Source organism: Leclercia barmai (genome assembly GCF_049312895.1).
Classification (GTDB): Bacteria; Pseudomonadota; Gammaproteobacteria; order Enterobacterales; family Enterobacteriaceae; genus Enterobacter; species Enterobacter barmai.
This window is the reverse complement of sequence record NZ_JBMNWZ010000001.1, coordinates 1,004,551-1,017,149: the sequence shown is the minus strand read 5'-3', so window position 1 is coordinate 1,017,149 and position 12,599 is coordinate 1,004,551. Positions and strand designations below refer to the sequence as shown.

Sequence of the window (12,599 nt, the reverse complement as noted above, 5' to 3'; positions counted from 1 at the left end):
TCAGACTACCGATCTTTCGTTGTTATCACAACACCTTAAATTGAGGGGCAAGAGAATGGTTCATTGCAAACGTCTTTATGACCAGGCCAGCCAGGGGGATGGTTACCGGATCCTGGTGGATCGGCTCTGGCCGCGGGGTATGAAAAAAGAGGCGCTGGCGTGTGATGAGTGGTGTAAGACGCTGGCGCCGTCAAATGAACTGCGCAAGGCATTTCACAGCGAGACGATCGACTTTGCCAGCTTCAGCGAAGCCTATCGTCAGGAGCTGGCATTACATGAGGATGAGGGACGGCGCATTGCCCGCCTGGCGGACAAGCAGACCGTAACGCTGCTCTACGGCGCAAAAGATCCGCAGCAGAATCACGCGCGGGTGTTAGCCGCCTGGCTGCGCGAGCTGTAAGTCACTCCAGCATCAGGGCGTCGAGGGTCTCCGGCGCCTCTTCAGGCGTGAGCGGCATCAGGTATTCCGGGCGCACAAACGCAAAGCCGTGTTGATTATCCACCGACCAGACATCCCCGGTCACCAGCCACAGGGGGCGCTGTGCAGATGGCGGCAGCTCTGTCATCACGCCGTTAACCGGGTTCAAAAAACGCTCTCCCGGATGGCAAAGGCTGAACAGCTCAACGGATTTGCCAATATTGCGACGCCCTGCTGGCGTGCGGGCACCAATAATCATCGCCAGGCTGCCCGGATTTAACTGAAACATGCTTCCTCGTGTCTGAATATTGTATATAAGAATTTTCTTAGTGCGGATTTTATCTCAGCCAAAAGGCTCTGTCACCAGGGTGAACAGGTGAATTTTTCTCCATGATTTCTTCATTATGCCGACATGTTTCATCGCTATAGTGAGGTTGTTCTCGCCTTGACCAGAGAACATCATTCCGTAATCAAGATGTTACTTTCCCCGGCCCTGCGCCGGGGCTTTTTTCCCTGCCAGAATTTGTCGTTCCTCGCCTGAATATATGAAATGTTTTCAATTCATGTTTTACTATCCGCCGTCGAATCTTTCAGCAAAACAGTCAGGTACAGAGGTCATCTGTAGGGGAGTTGAGCAGCGTCATGTCGGATATTATTCTTGCCCGTGTTTCAGAAACGCTCAGCACTGAGCAATCACTTGAAAGCCTGGTGCGTCAGCTGCTCGAAATGCTGGAGGTGGTGACGGATATGGAGTCCACCTACCTCACCAAAATTGATATCAACGCCCGTCTGCAGCACATTCTCTACGCCAGAAACAGCAAGCAGATGCACATTCCGGAAGGGCTAAGCGTTCCCTGGGACGAGACGCTGTGTAAACGGGCGATCGATTCCGACTGCTTCTACAGCGATAGCGTTCCCGAACGTTTTGCCGACTGCGACGCCGCAAAAGCGCTGGGTATCACTACCTACATGAGCATCCCCATTCATCTGACCGATGGTTCGCTCTACGGCACCCTGTGCGCCACCAGCACCCGCAAACAGGAGTTGAGCGAACGCGGTGAGCATGTCTTAAAGCTCTTCGCCGGACTCATCGCCCAGTACATTGAGAAAGAGTCGCTGGTGAATCAGCTGCGTGAAGCGAACGCCGCCCTGATTGCGTACTCCTATACCGATGCCCTTACCGGGCTGCCTAACCGCCGCGCCATCTTTGACAATCTCACCACTCTCTTTTCGCTGGCGCGCCATCTGAACCGTAACGCCATCATCGCGTACATCGATCTGGATGATTTTAAGCTCATCAACGATCGCTTTGGTCACGAGGCGGGCGACCGCTTTCTGGTTGAGGTGGGTAAACGGCTGAACGACGGACGCGACGACGATGATATCGTCGGCAGGCTGGGCGGGGATGAATTCCTGGTGGCCTGTCTGAGTCAGGACCGCGACACCGGGGAGCAGATCCCGTTAAAGGTAATGAAAACGCAGCTGAGCGCGCAGATTGCCGGTGAATACTGGCTCGGGGATGTGCATATCGTTTATCCGGGCGCAAGTATTGGCGTGATTGAGGTGGATCCGGCCCAACTGGATGCCGACAGCGCCCTGCGGGCAGCCGATGCGGCCATGTACAGCGATAAAAAAGGGAAAATGAAAACGCCCTTTCTCAATATCGATTAACCCCGTACACTCAACGGGTTTCGCATTTCAGGACAGGTGATAGCATGCGGCTTGGTATTCTGTTCCCGATCGTAATCTTTATTACGGCGGTGATTTTTTTAACGTGGTTTTTTGTCGGCGGCTACGCTGCGCCCGGGGGATAAATGAGAAAAACGACGATTATTATGCTGATTGTCGCCATTGTGGCCGTTGCCGGTAGCCAGCTAGGCTGGTGGTAAATCGCGTAAAAAGACCGCCCACTTGGCGGTCTTTTTTTTGCAATGTCGGGTTAGCTTCTCACCTTACGGTAAATGAACAGTACAACCAGCGCACCAATTACCGCGACCATAAAGCTGCCGAAGTTAAAGCCATCGACCCTGCCGAAACCGAAGAGGGTACTGATCCAGCCGCCGACCACGGCACCGATGATCCCCAGAATGACCGTAACGATGAATCCACCGCCATCTTTGCCCGGCATGATCCACTTAGCCAGAATACCCGCGATAAGCCCAAAGATAATCCAGGATATGATTCCCATAACTGCTTTCCTCTCTGTATGGTTTTTGTCGTCAAATCAAGTACACAGAAAGCTTAGCACAGGATTCAGAAATGCAAGTTTGTGATTACCATCACGCGAAAAAATTAAGAATTAGTCGGCAAACCTGTGTTCCGCACAAAAATTGGGGTTGCAATCGTTAATGAGAAACATTATCTTTCTCAACACTGAATAGTTGAGCAAAATACTCAGGTATTCAGTACGACATTGCTCACATTGCTTCCAGTATTTCTTGCCCACTTTATGTGGGCTTTTTTTTGTCCTTCATTCTGCCATTTGACGTTCTGGATTTTGCTATTACGCTTATTAACACAATCCCAGAACAGCCTTAATGGTATTGATAACATGAATGTTTCCAGCAGATTCGTGATTTGTATTAACCTTGTTTGTGCCAGTTCGTTGTTACTGATACTCTCTGACAAATTTAACTGGTTTTAATGTGAGCAGACCCGGCATCCCGCCGGGTTTCATCTTTTAATTATCCCCTTCGATGAAGAACCCTGCCCGACGTATCGCCTCTTTGCTGTCCGTGACGCCTGCCGCGTACCCTGCCTCGATATCGCATACCGGGCTTGCGCTGACGTAAGGGAGCTTTACTTCCGTCGCGAGAAGCTGTTTCAGGCGGGTATTTTCCTGGCGCAGTGAGAGCAGTTCTGTGGCAAGCTCTGCTGCGGTTATTTTGGAAAGATCGCCTGCAGCGATGCGGCGCAGTTCAGTGTCATCAAGCATCATCCCTCCTCCGTATCCCAAAAAAAACGGGAGCCCATCGGCTCCCGTTCTTGTTTAACCCGATACCGGATTACATGTTTTCGATGATCGCGTCACCAAACTCTGAACATTTCAGCAGCTTAGCGCCTTCCATCAGACGTTCGAAGTCATAGGTCACGGTCTTGTTGTTGATCGCGCCTTCCATACCTTTAACGATCAGGTCTGCGGCTTCGAACCACTCCATGTGACGGAGCATCATTTCTGCGGACAGGATGATAGAACCTGGGTTCACTTTGTCCTGGCCCGCGTACTTAGGTGCAGTACCGTGGGTCGCTTCGAACAGCGCGCACTCGTCGCCGATATTCGCGCCTGGTGCGATACCGATACCGCCAACCTGCGCCGCCAGGGCGTCAGAGATGTAGTCACCGTTCAGGTTCATACAGGCAATAACGTCGTACTCAGCCGGACGCAGCAGGATCTGCTGCAGGAACGCATCGGCGATCACATCTTTAATGATGATCTCTTTGCCGGTGTTCGGGTTCTTGATCTTCTGCCATGGGCCGCCGTCGATCAGTTCACCACCGAACTCTTCCGCCGCCAGCTGGTAACCCCAGTCTTTGAACGAGCCTTCGGTGAACTTCATGATGTTGCCTTTGTGAACGATGGTCACAGAGTCACGGTCGTTGGTGATTGCGTATTCGATCGCTGCACGAACCAGGCGCTTGGTGCCTTCTTCGGAGCACGGCTTGATGCCGATACCGCAATGTTCAGGGAAGCGAATTTTCTTCACGCCCATCTCTTCGCGCAGGAACTTGATCACTTTCTCTGCTTCTGCGGAGTCCGCTTTCCACTCGATACCTGCATAGATATCTTCGGAGTTCTCACGGAAGATAACCATGTCGGTCAGTTCAGGGTGTTTAACCGGGCTAGGCGTACCCTGGTAGTAACGTACCGGGCGCAGACAGACGTACAGGTCGAGTTCCTGACGCAGAGCAACGTTCAGGGAGCGAATACCGCCACCGACTGGCGTAGTCAGCGGGCCTTTGATGGCAACGCGGTAGTCACGGATCAGGTCAAGAGTTTCAGTTGGCAGCCAGACGTCCTGGCCGTAAACGTGGGTAGATTTTTCACCGGTGTAAATTTCCATCCAGGAAATTTTACGCTCGCCTTTATAGGCTTTCTCAACAGCGGCATCCACCACTTTCAGCATCGCTGGGGTTACGTCAACACCGATACCGTCACCTTCGATGAACGGGATAATCGGATTGTGTGGGACGTTCAGCTTACCGTCTTGCAGGGTGATCTTTTTACCTTCCGCCGGAACAACTACTTTGCTTTCCATTAACCTCTCCTTCGAGCGCTTCTGGTTGTTACTGATCTTATGTTAATAATTTGTAATGAGCCCATCGATAGTACCTGAATGTCTGGCGCCATGAAAGGCATTCGTTATTAGGCTATAATGCGGCAATTGATAACGTCTGAAAATACCATGCAGAAAACTTCTTTTAGAAATCACCGGGTTGAACGATTCAGCAAACGACAAGCGTCCAGACCGCGCAAGCAAAGCGCGCCGACACGCGTTATTTTGTTCAATAAACCTTACGATGTCCTGCCGCAGTTTACCGACGAAGCCGGACGCAGCACCTTGAAAGACTACATCCCTGTCCAGGGAGTCTATGCCGCAGGCCGGCTCGATCGCGACAGCGAAGGGCTGATGGTGCTCACCAATGATGGTGAACTGCAGGCCAGGCTGACCCAGCCCGGTAAGCGCACCGGCAAAATCTACTATGTGCAGGTTGAAGGCGTGCCGGACGAAGCAGCGCTGGCGGCGTTGCGTCACGGGGTGACGCTCAACGACGGTCCTACCCTGCCCGCAGGTATTGAGCTGGTCAATGAACCAGAGTGGCTCTGGCCGCGCAACCCACCGATCCGCGAGCGTAAATCCATTCCCGTTTCGTGGATCAAAGTGACCCTTTATGAAGGCCGTAACCGCCAGGTGCGTCGCATGACGGCCCATGTCGGCCATCCGACATTGCGCCTTATCCGCTACGCCATGGGCAGTTATACGCTGGATAGCCTCGCCAACGGTGACTGGCGGGACGTAACTCAACAAGGAGAGCCTCATGTTTAAACCGCACGTCACGGTGGCGACCATTGTGCACGCCCAGGGCAAATTTTTAGTGGTGGAAGAAACCATCAATGGCAAGGCGCTGTGGAACCAGCCTGCGGGCCATCTTGAAGCCGACGAGACGCTGGTTCAGGCAGCTGAGCGCGAGCTGTGGGAAGAGACCGGCATTCAGGCTAAGCCCCAGCATTTCATCCGTTTGCATCAGTGGATTGCCCCGGACAAAACGCCGTTTATCCGTTTTCTGTTCGCCATCGAGCTTAGCGAAACGTGCGCCACTGAGCCCCATGACAGCGACATCGACCGCTGCCTGTGGGTGGATGCCGACACCATTCTCAACGCGACAAATCTGCGCTCGCCGCTAGTTGCGGAGAGTATTCGCAGCTACCTCTCCGGCCAGCGTCTGCCGCTGGAGACCATCGGGGAATTTAACTGGCCGTTTACAGAGGGTGTCAATGCCGGGGGCGCGTGATAGAATACGCCGCCTTGAAGTTCAATGTCGTGAGTATTCCAATGTCTGAAAGCCAAAAAAAAGTGATCGTCGGCATGTCCGGCGGCGTCGATTCTTCCGTCTCTGCCTGGCTGTTGCTGCAACAGGGCTATAAGGTTGAAGGCCTGTTCATGAAGAACTGGGAAGAGGACGATGGCGAGGAATACTGTACGGCTGCTGCGGATCTGGCTGATGCCCAGGCGGTCTGCGACAAGCTTGGCATTGAACTGCACACCGTCAACTTTGCCGCAGAGTACTGGGATAACGTCTTCGAGCATTTCCTGGAAGAGTACAAAGCCGGCCGCACGCCGAACCCGGATATTCTGTGCAACAAAGAGATCAAATTTAAAGCCTTCCTCGAGTTCGCCGCTGAAGATCTGGGTGCTGACTACATCGCCACCGGCCACTACGTGCGCCGCGCCGATGTCGACGGCAAAAGCCAGCTGCTGCGCGGTCTCGACGGCAACAAAGATCAGAGCTACTTCCTCTATACCCTCGGCCACGAACAGATTGCCCAAAGCCTGTTCCCGGTGGGCGAGCTGGAAAAACCGGAAGTGCGTAAAATCGCCGAAGAGCTGGATCTGATCACCGCGAAGAAAAAAGACTCCACCGGTATCTGCTTTATCGGTGAGCGCAAATTCCGTGAATTCCTTGGCCGCTACCTCCCTGCCCAGCCGGGTAAAATCATCAGCGTGGATGGCGATACCATCGGCGAGCACCAGGGTCTGATGTATCACACCCTCGGCCAGCGTAAGGGCCTGGGTATCGGCGGTATCAAAGAGGGTAGCGAAGATCCGTGGTACGTCGTCGATAAAGACGTCGAAAACAATATTCTGATTGTGGCGCAGGGTCATGACCATCCGCGTCTGATGTCCGTCGGCCTGATTGCCCAACAGCTGCACTGGGTCGACCGCGAGCCGCTGAAAGGCACGCTGCGCTGCACGGTGAAAACCCGCTACCGCCAGACCGATATTCCCTGCACCGTGACCGCGCTGGACGACGAACGCATTGAAGTGCGTTTCGACGAGCCGGTTGCCGCCGTGACCCCGGGTCAGTCTGCCGTCTTTTACAGCGGCGAGATCTGCCTTGGCGGCGGCATCATCGAACAACGCCTGCCGCTGACCGCGGTTTAATGCGATAACACACAGAAAGGAGCAAGTGTGGCGAAGAACTTTTATGACATCACCCTGGCGCTGGCGGGAATTTGCCAGTCAGCCCGTCTGGTGCAACAGCTGGCGCATCAGGGTCACTGCGATGCTGACGCGCTGCACGTTTCGCTCAACAGCGTTGTGGATCTGAACCCCAGTTCAACCCTCGGCGTGTTTGGTGGTAGCGAAGCGAATCTTCGCCTCGGTCTGGAAACCTTGCTCGGTGTATTAAATGCCAGCAGCCGTCAAGGGCTGAACGCTGAACTGACGCGTTATACCCTCAGCATGATGGTGCTCGAGCGCAAGCTGCATGCCGCCAAAGGGGCGATGGACACCCTCGGTGACCGCATTAGCGGCCTGCAGCGCCAGCTCGACCATTTCGAGCTGCAATCCGATACGTTACTCAGCGCCATGGCGGGCATTTATGTGGATGTCATCAGTCCACTGGGGCCACGTATCCAGGTCACCGGCTCCCCTGCCGTGCTGCAAAGCCCACAGGTGCAGGCCAAAGTGCGCGCCTCCCTGCTGGCAGGTATTCGTGCCGCTGTGCTGTGGCATCAGGTCGGCGGTGGCCGCCTGCAGTTAATGTTTTATCGTAATCGCCTGACGACTCAGGCAAAACAAATTCTTGCTCATTGTTAACCTCCCGGAGTTGCGAACTATGGAATTATCCTCACTGACCGCCGTTTCCCCTGTCGATGGACGCTACGGCGATAAAGTCAGCGCGCTGCGCGGGATCTTCAGCGAATATGGTCTGCTGAAATTCCGTGTACAGGTTGAAGTACGCTGGCTGCAAAAGCTGGCCGCGCAGGCAGCAATCAAGGAAGTTCCTGCTTTTGACAGCCAGGCAAACGATTACCTCGATAAAATCGTCGCAGAATTCAATGAAGAAGATGCCGCGCGCATCAAAACCATTGAGCGCACCACCAACCACGACGTAAAAGCCGTTGAATATTTCCTGAAAGAGAAAGTCGCCAGCGTCCCGGCGCTGCACGCGGTGTCTGAATTCATTCACTTCGCCTGCACCTCAGAAGATATCAACAACCTCTCCCACGCGCTGATGCTCTCTACCGCGCGTGAAGAAGTGGTGCTGCCGTACTGGCGCAAAATCATCGACGCGGTCAAAGCGCTGGCGGTCGAGTATCGCGATATCCCGCTGCTTTCCCGTACCCACGGTCAGCCAGCGACCCCATCCACCATCGGTAAAGAGATGGCCAACGTCGCCTACCGTATGGAGCGTCAGTACCGCCAGCTGGAGCAGGTGGAGATCCTCGGTAAAATCAACGGCGCTGTGGGTAACTACAACGCGCACATCGCCGCCTATCCGGAAGTGGACTGGCACCAGTTCAGCGAAGAGTTTGTGACCTCTCTGGGTATCCAGTGGAACCCGTACACCACGCAGATTGAGCCGCACGACTACATCGCCGAACTGTTCGACTGCATCGCGCGTTTCAACACCATCCTGATCGACTTCGACCGCGATGTGTGGGGTTACATCGCCCTGAACCACTTCAAGCAGAAGACCATCGCCGGTGAAATCGGTTCGTCCACCATGCCGCACAAGGTTAACCCAATCGACTTCGAAAACTCCGAAGGCAACCTGGGTCTGGCGAACGCGCTGCTGCAGCACATGGCCAGCAAACTGCCAGTTTCCCGCTGGCAGCGTGACCTGACCGACTCCACCGTACTGCGTAACCTGGGCGTGGGCATTGGCTACGCGCTGATCGCCTATCAATCCACCCTGAAAGGCGTGAGCAAGCTGGAAGTGAACCGCGAGCGTCTGCTGGACGAACTGGATCACAACTGGGAAGTGCTGGCGGAGCCAATCCAGACCGTGATGCGCCGCTATGGCATCGAGAAGCCGTACGAAAAACTGAAAGAGCTGACCCGCGGCAAGCGCGTTGACGCCGAAGGCATGAAGCAGTTTATCGACGGTCTGGCCCTGCCAGAAGAAGAGAAAACCCGTCTGAAAGCGATGACCCCGGCAAACTACATCGGTCGCGCGATTGCGATGGTTGATGAGCTGAAATAACGCTTTTAACCCTCTTTCCGCCCGGAAAGAGGGTTCCTCCCCTTCGGTTTACGAAATGTTTATCCCCGCCGCAACATAATCAGCGTTAAACTACTCTGACCATTCATATTAGGGAGAAGCGATGATGCGCGTTCTGGTTGTTGAGGATAATGCGTTGCTACGCCATCACCTGAAAGTTCAGCTTCAGGAAATGGGACATCAGGTGGATGATGCCGAAGATGCAAAAGAAGCCGATTACTATCTCAATGAACACCTTCCCGATATCGCCATCGTTGACCTGGGTCTGCCTGATGAAGATGGCCTGTCGCTGATCCGCCGCTGGCGCAGCCACGATGTCTCTTTGCCGGTACTGGTCTTAACTGCCCGCGAAGGCTGGCAGGATAAGGTTGAAGTGCTCAGCGCCGGTGCCGACGATTACGTCACTAAACCTTTCCATATCGAAGAGGTCGCCGCCCGCATGCAGGCCTTGATGCGCCGCAACAGCGGTCTGGCCTCGCAGGTGATCTCCATCCCGCCGTTTCAGGTCGATCTCTCCCGCCGCGAGCTGGCGATTAATGACGAGGTCATTAAGCTGACGGCCTTTGAGTACACCATTATGGAGACGCTAATCCGCAACAGCGGCAAGGTGGTGAGCAAAGATTCCCTGATGCTCCAGCTCTACCCTGACGCAGAGCTGCGCGAAAGCCACACCATCGACGTGCTGATGGGGCGTCTGCGCAAGAAAATTCAGGCGCAGTACCCGGAGGATGTCATCACCACCGTGCGCGGCCAGGGCTATCTTTTCGAATTACGCTAAATGAAAAATCTCTTTCGTCACTTTCTGCCTCTGTCGCTGCGGTTTCGTTTTCTGCTGGCGACAGCGGTAGTGGTGCTGGTGCTCTCGCTGGCCTACGGGATGGTGGCGCTGGTGGGCTACAGCGTCAGCTTCGACAAAACCACCTTTCGCCTGCTGCGCGGGGAGAGCAATCTGTTCTATACCCTTGCTCGATGGGAAGACAATAAAATCAGCATTGATATGCCGGACCATCTGGATCGCCAGAGCCCGACCATGTCTCTGATTTACGATGAAAAAGGCAAACTGCTGTGGGCCCAGCGCGACGTCCCCTGGCTGATAAAAAGCATCCGCCCGGAGTGGTTACGCACCAACGGTTTTCATGAGCTGGAAGCGAATGTCGATGCCACCAGCGTGCTGGTGGGTGACAATCACAATATGCAGCAGGAGCTGGCCGAGATCCGCGAGGACGACGACGACAGCGAGCTGACCCACTCGGTAGCGGTAAACATCTACCCCGCCACGATCGCGATGCCCCAGCTGACGATTGTGGTCATCGACACCATTCCGGTAGAGCTAAAACGCTCTTATATGGTGTGGAACTGGTTCGTGTACGTGCTGGCCGCCAACCTGCTGCTGGTGATCCCCCTGCTCTGGCTGGCCGCCTGGTGGAGCCTGCGGCCCATCGAGTCGCTGGCGAAAGAGGTGCGCGAGCTGGAAGAGCATCACCGGGAGAAGCTCAATCCGAATACCACCCGGGAACTCACCAGCCTGGTGCGTAACCTGAACCGTCTGCTGAAAAGCGAGCGCGAACGTTACGATAAGTACCGCACCACCCTCACCGATCTGACCCACAGCCTGAAAACGCCGCTGGCGGTGATGCAGAGCACCATGCGATCCCTGCGCAGCGCCAGACTGAGCGCCGATGAAGCGGAGCCGGTAATGCTGGAGCAGATCAGCCGTATCTCCCAGCAGATCGGGTACTACCTGCACCGCGCCAGTATGCGAACCGGCAGTACCCTCCTGAGCCGGGAGCTGCACCCTGTTGCCCCGCTGCTCGACAGCCTGACCTCGGCCCTGAACAAGGTATATCAGCGCAAGGGGGTGAACATTACCCTCGATATCTCGCCGGAAATCAGCTTTGTGGGCGAGAAAAACGACTTTATGGAAGTGATGGGCAACCTGCTCGATAACGCCTGTAAATACTGCCTGGAGTTTGTCGAAGTCTCTGCCCGGCAGGGAGAGGATCAGCTGCACATTATTGTTGAGGATGATGGCCCCGGGATCCCGCAGGGTAAACGCGATCAGGTCTTCGATCGCGGCCAGCGCGCCGATACGTTGCGTCCCGGCCAGGGTGTTGGTTTGTCGGTCGCCCGCGACATTGTGGAGCAGTACGACGGCAGGATCGAGACCAGCGACAGTCTGCTGGGCGGTGCCCGAATGGAGGCAATTTTTGGCCGCCAACACCTGACCAGCGACGATAGTTGAGCATCCGGGTGAAAAAAGCGTGATTCTCACACGCAGGCTGCCGTGCTTCCGTTATAATCCGAGCAAGTAAAAGCCTGCGGAATATAAATATGGATTATCAATTAGCCCTTAACTGGCCCGACTTTATCGAACGTTACTGGCAAAAGCGTCCGGTTGTTCTGAAACGCGGCATCGCCAACTTCGTCGATCCCATCTCTCCTGACGAACTGGCCGGCCTGGCCATGGAGAGCGAAGTCGACAGCCGTCTCGTCAGCCATCAGGACGGGAAATGGCAGGTCAGCCACGGTCCGTTTGAAAGCTATGACCATCTGGGCGAGAGCAACTGGTCCCTACTGGTGCAGGCGGTTAACCACTGGCATCAGCCCGCCGCAGCCCTGATGCTGCCGTTCCGCGCCCTGCCCGACTGGCGCATGGACGATCTGATGATCTCCTTCTCCGTGCCCGGCGGCGGCGTTGGCCCGCATCTGGATCAGTACGATGTGTTCATTATTCAGGGTACCGGCCGCCGCCGCTGGCGCGTGGGTGAGAAGGTGCCGATGAAACAGCACTGTCCGCACCCTGACCTGCTGCAGGTCGATCCCTTTGTCGGCATCATCGACGAAGAGATGGAGCCGGGCGATATCCTCTATATTCCACCGGGCTTCCCGCACGAAGGTTACTCTCTTGAGAACTCGATGAACTATTCGGTGGGCTTCCGTGCGCCAAGCGGCCGGGAGATGATCAGCGGGTTTGCCGATTACGTTCTGCAACGCGAGCTGGGCAGCCATCGTTTCAGCGATCCGGCGGTGCCTTCCCGGGAACATCCGGCGGATATTCTGCCCCAGGAGCTGGATCAGCTGCGCGGGATGATGCTGGATATGATCAACAAGCCTGAGCATTTCAACCAGTGGTTCGGGGAGTTTATCAGCCAGTCCCGCCACGAGCTGGACGTCTCCCTGCCGGAGCCGCCGTATCAGCCGGATGAAATTTACGATGCGCTGCAGCAGGGCGACAAGCTGGCGCGTCTGGGTGGATTACGCGTGTTGCGCATTGGCGAAGATGTTTTCGTCAACGGCGAACAGCTGGATTCCCCGCACCGTCCGGCGCTGGAAGCCCTTGCCAGCCATATGGTGCTGACCGCCGAGCATTTCGGTGATGCACTTGAAGATCCGTCGTTCCTCGCGATGCTGGCGGCGCTGGTCAACAGCGGGTACTGGTTCTTCGAGGACTGAG

Annotated in this window: 17 protein-coding genes; 13 read left to right on the top strand and 4 right to left on the bottom strand. The window is 55.3% G+C overall.

What is annotated here, in order from left to right; genetic code table 11:
• The first annotated feature begins 55 nt into the window (after positions 1–55).
• Positions 56–400: a DUF488 domain-containing protein gene (locus ACOYA6_RS04735; protein WP_422654129.1), complete on the top strand. Its 345-nt coding sequence runs from the start codon at positions 56–58 to the stop codon at positions 398–400.
• A 1-nt stretch (position 401) separates the two neighbouring features.
• Here the strand turns inward: ACOYA6_RS04735 and ACOYA6_RS04730 are convergent, their stop codons facing one another.
• Positions 402–707, bottom strand: coding sequence for a hypothetical protein (locus ACOYA6_RS04730; RefSeq protein WP_422654128.1), 306 nt, complete (start codon positions 705–707; stop codon positions 402–404).
• Between the two features lie 353 nt (positions 708–1,060).
• On the opposite strand from ACOYA6_RS04730, the gene ACOYA6_RS04725 reads away from it, so the two are divergent.
• The 3 genes from ACOYA6_RS04725 to yoaJ are packed head-to-tail and all read left to right on the top strand — an operon-like array spanning position 1,061 to position 2,307.
• Positions 1,061–2,089 carry a sensor domain-containing diguanylate cyclase gene (locus ACOYA6_RS04725; protein WP_422654127.1) on the top strand — a complete coding sequence of 343 codons (1,029 nt, stop codon included), beginning with the start codon at positions 1,061–1,063 and terminating at the stop codon, positions 2,087–2,089.
• 44 nt (positions 2,090–2,133) lie between these two features.
• On the top strand, positions 2,134–2,232 hold the full coding sequence (locus tag ACOYA6_RS04720) for a YoaK family small membrane protein (RefSeq protein WP_032617670.1): 99 nt from the start codon (positions 2,134–2,136) through the stop codon (positions 2,230–2,232).
• Entirely contained in the window at positions 2,233–2,307 is a 75-nt protein-coding gene (gene yoaJ, locus ACOYA6_RS04715) for a protein YoaJ (RefSeq protein ID WP_073885218.1), read from the top strand.
• A gap of 50 nt (positions 2,308–2,357) precedes the next feature.
• Here the strand turns inward: yoaJ and ACOYA6_RS04710 are convergent, their stop codons facing one another.
• Entirely contained in the window at positions 2,358–2,606 is a 249-nt protein-coding gene (locus ACOYA6_RS04710) for a GlsB/YeaQ/YmgE family stress response membrane protein (RefSeq protein WP_032617669.1), read from the bottom strand.
• A gap of 261 nt (positions 2,607–2,867) precedes the next feature.
• On the opposite strand from ACOYA6_RS04710, the gene yncL reads away from it, so the two are divergent.
• Complete coding sequence (yncL, locus tag ACOYA6_RS23090; protein ID WP_353620492.1) at positions 2,868–3,062, top strand: stress response membrane protein YncL; 195 nt, start codon at positions 2,868–2,870, stop codon at positions 3,060–3,062.
• A 36-nt stretch (positions 3,063–3,098) separates the two neighbouring features.
• Here yncL and ACOYA6_RS04695 read toward each other — a convergent pair whose 3' ends face one another.
• Together ACOYA6_RS04695 and icd are read right to left on the bottom strand one after the other, a co-directional pair.
• Complete coding sequence (locus ACOYA6_RS04695; RefSeq protein WP_422654126.1) at positions 3,099–3,356, bottom strand: hypothetical protein; 258 nt, start codon at positions 3,354–3,356, stop codon at positions 3,099–3,101.
• 67 nt (positions 3,357–3,423) lie between these two features.
• Positions 3,424–4,674, bottom strand: coding sequence for an NADP-dependent isocitrate dehydrogenase (gene icd / locus ACOYA6_RS04690; RefSeq protein ID WP_039029011.1), 1,251 nt, complete (start codon positions 4,672–4,674; stop codon positions 3,424–3,426).
• 117 nt (positions 4,675–4,791) lie between these two features.
• Between icd and rluE the strand changes: the two genes are divergently transcribed.
• The 8 genes from rluE (at position 4,792) to ACOYA6_RS04650 (ending at position 12,598) form a co-directional block, all read left to right on the top strand.
• Complete coding sequence (rluE, locus tag ACOYA6_RS04685; protein WP_039029010.1) at positions 4,792–5,463, top strand: 23S rRNA pseudouridine(2457) synthase RluE; 672 nt, start codon at positions 4,792–4,794, stop codon at positions 5,461–5,463.
• Entirely contained in the window at positions 5,456–5,929 is a 474-nt protein-coding gene (locus ACOYA6_RS04680) for an NUDIX hydrolase (protein ID WP_039029009.1), read from the top strand. Before rluE ends, ACOYA6_RS04680 begins: the two co-directional genes overlap by 8 nt.
• A 41-nt stretch (positions 5,930–5,970) precedes the next feature.
• Positions 5,971–7,080, top strand: a complete 1,110-nt coding sequence (mnmA, locus tag ACOYA6_RS04675; protein WP_138368696.1) for a tRNA 2-thiouridine(34) synthase MnmA — start codon at positions 5,971–5,973, stop codon at positions 7,078–7,080.
• Between the two features lie 27 nt (positions 7,081–7,107).
• Positions 7,108–7,737, top strand: coding sequence for a high frequency lysogenization protein HflD (gene hflD, locus ACOYA6_RS04670; protein ID WP_039029007.1), 630 nt, complete (start codon positions 7,108–7,110; stop codon positions 7,735–7,737).
• A 19-nt stretch (positions 7,738–7,756) separates the two neighbouring features.
• Positions 7,757–9,127, top strand: a complete 1,371-nt coding sequence (gene purB / locus ACOYA6_RS04665) for an adenylosuccinate lyase (RefSeq protein WP_138368695.1) — start codon at positions 7,757–7,759, stop codon at positions 9,125–9,127.
• Between the two features lie 124 nt (positions 9,128–9,251).
• A complete protein-coding gene (phoP, locus tag ACOYA6_RS04660; RefSeq protein WP_039028964.1) occupies positions 9,252–9,923 on the top strand; it encodes a two-component system response regulator PhoP in 672 nt (223 codons plus the stop codon).
• Positions 9,924–11,387 (top strand): two-component system sensor histidine kinase PhoQ, encoded by a 1,464-nt coding sequence (phoQ, locus tag ACOYA6_RS04655; protein WP_039028963.1) that lies wholly within the window; start codon positions 9,924–9,926, stop codon positions 11,385–11,387.
• An 89-nt stretch (positions 11,388–11,476) separates the two neighbouring features.
• Complete coding sequence (locus ACOYA6_RS04650; protein WP_039028962.1) at positions 11,477–12,598, top strand: ribosomal protein uL16 3-hydroxylase; 1,122 nt, start codon at positions 11,477–11,479, stop codon at positions 12,596–12,598.
• The last annotated feature ends 1 nt before the right edge of the window (position 12,599 follow it).